The organism is Bacillus sp. JJ1474 (assembly GCF_036965225.1).
Classification (GTDB): Bacteria; Bacillota; Bacilli; order Bacillales; family Cytobacillaceae; genus Cytobacillus.
This window is the reverse complement of record NZ_JBALPC010000213.1, coordinates 1-2,162: the sequence shown is the minus strand read 5'-3', so window position 1 is coordinate 2,162 and position 2,162 is coordinate 1. Positions and strand designations below refer to the sequence as shown.

Annotated in this window: 2 protein-coding genes; both read right to left on the bottom strand. The window is 33.4% G+C overall.

Annotated features, from left to right (window positions below; genetic code table 11):
- Positions 1-444 precede the first annotated feature (444 nt).
- Positions 445-1,077 (bottom strand): type 1 glutamine amidotransferase family protein, encoded by a 633-nt coding sequence (locus V7164_RS22095; RefSeq protein WP_335355241.1) that lies wholly within the window; start codon positions 1,075-1,077, stop codon positions 445-447.
- Between the two features lie 75 nt (positions 1,078-1,152).
- Positions 1,153-2,115 (bottom strand): helix-turn-helix transcriptional regulator, encoded by a 963-nt coding sequence (locus V7164_RS22090; protein ID WP_053477974.1) that lies wholly within the window; start codon positions 2,113-2,115, stop codon positions 1,153-1,155.
- Positions 2,116-2,162 lie beyond the last annotated feature (47 nt).

Sequence of the window (2,162 nt, the reverse complement as noted above, 5' to 3'; positions counted from 1 at the left end):
CTCAAGACCTGTCACTTTGGTTTTGCAAATCCAGCTTTAAAGCCAGCTATCTTTACATGTGAATATTAACTCGGTTTTTTCATTATGGGGAAAACGCCATAGGTACCACTAGCAAAATGTGAATTTACAACGTTAAGGAAATCAATATTAAAAAGCCCAATTTTCAATGCTGAGAAATTGGGCTTATTCGTTACTAAAGAAAAGCGCCCGATTCTTGAAGATCGTTCCATCATTATTACCAAAGAAAAAAAGCCCACCGTTGTTCAATAAGATTAAAAAGAGATTTAGTTACCAGTTCTATTAATAACAACGTCAGGGTGTGCTTTGTAAGTTTTTTACTTCCATAAACATTTTTAAGCTATATACAAAAACCATGCTTTGACATCGTCTAAAGCATGGTAATTATTTTAACTAATTTAAAACTGCTAAGTTAATTTTTTTCGCTCATCTATTTATTGAATTCATTAACTGGAAGAAGTATTCAGGTTTATGAGTCTTATTTAGGTTATACCATGAATGTAATGTATCTGGTGCAAATACATCTAATTTTTTCAGTACTTCCATCGCAAATTCCAGAGGAGCTACTCCTGATGCAGTGACCAAATTCTCACCAGATACCACAGGTCCCATCTCATGAAATTCTTCTCCTTTATAATTAGGACAGACCATTTTAATGTACTCTAAGTTATTGCTTGTATGCTTTCTAGAATCTAGGTATCCAATATTCGCTAGTCCCTCAGTTGCACCACAAATTGCAGCAACAATAGTCCCAAGCTTTAAAGCTTCGCCAGTTTTTTTCAAGATAGGTTGATGAATATCTTCTCTCCAAGTATTCCCTCCAGGTAAAACTAAAAGATCTTTACTCTCAAGAGTACATTCATCAAGGGAAATATCTGGTTTTATGCTCAGACCTCCCATCGTAGTAATAATTTCTTTATTAACTCCTACTGTAACTACTTTTAAAGGTGCTAAATCTTTTTTGAAAAATCTTCCTGAGTTTAGTTCAGCAATTAAATATCCATATTCCCAGTCTGACATTGAATTAAATACATAAAGATAAACTTTTTTTCTTTGCATCCATTAACACTCCTATTACAATTGATATAGCCTATTATAATATAACTTCCCTGACAGCTAACGTCAGGGAAGTTATCATACTTGATGAAATTTTATTAATTCCGACAGAACTTCAATAAGTCTTTTCTTAAGACTTATTGGCTCAATAACTTGAATAGATTTACCGTACGGTAAAAGTAAATAAGGTACATATGTATGTATCATATTTTTTTCAAGAAGAAATACTGCTTGATTTGATGTCCGTTCTTGTAAATAATGTCCTAAAAACCAATGTTGGCAAATATCACCCAACGCCCTTGCGTTTCCATTAATAACCAAAGGGATAATCCCTTCCTTATCTTCTATAGTTGGAAGGAGGTTTTTCATAAAAAAGTCACGTGCTGAAAAATTTTCTGGCCGGTTAAACTTATTTTCGGTTAGCATTAGACTTTCAATTCGATCTACTCTAAAACTACGAATATCATTCCTAAGATGACAAAATCCAATCACATACCACTTATTATTCCAATAAATAATTCTGTACGGATCAACCAATCTATACTTTGATTGCTCTTCGCCACTTTTATGGTATAGAATTTTAGTAGAGTATCCATCAGCTACGGCCTGCTCCAACTCCTTCAAGAAAGGTTCCATAGAGAGGGAACTTAATCGACTTATTACTTCAAGACTGGTTAAATGTTGGTTTATCTTTGTTTCCTGCTCTTGATTTGAATATTTGCTTAGCTTTGAAATAGCCCTATTTAGTGCTTCACCTCCATAATATCCGGCTTCTTCTGCAAAAACAGCAGCGTGAAATAGTGAGGTTTGCTCCTCAAAATCAAAAAAAAGAGGAGCTTCAATAAAATTGTTCAATAAAGTGTATCCACCGTTATGTCCTGTGTCTGAAATTATAGGTACACCACTAGTTGAAAGTGTATCAATATAACGATACACAGTCCTTATATTCATCTCTAACTTTTCTGAAATTTGTTTTGCAGTAATTTTTTCACCTGAACTAAGCATCCATAGAATTGCTAGTATATTGTCAATTTTAGGCATATGAATCCACCTCTATATGGAATTTATTATCTATCCTATAAGTTTAT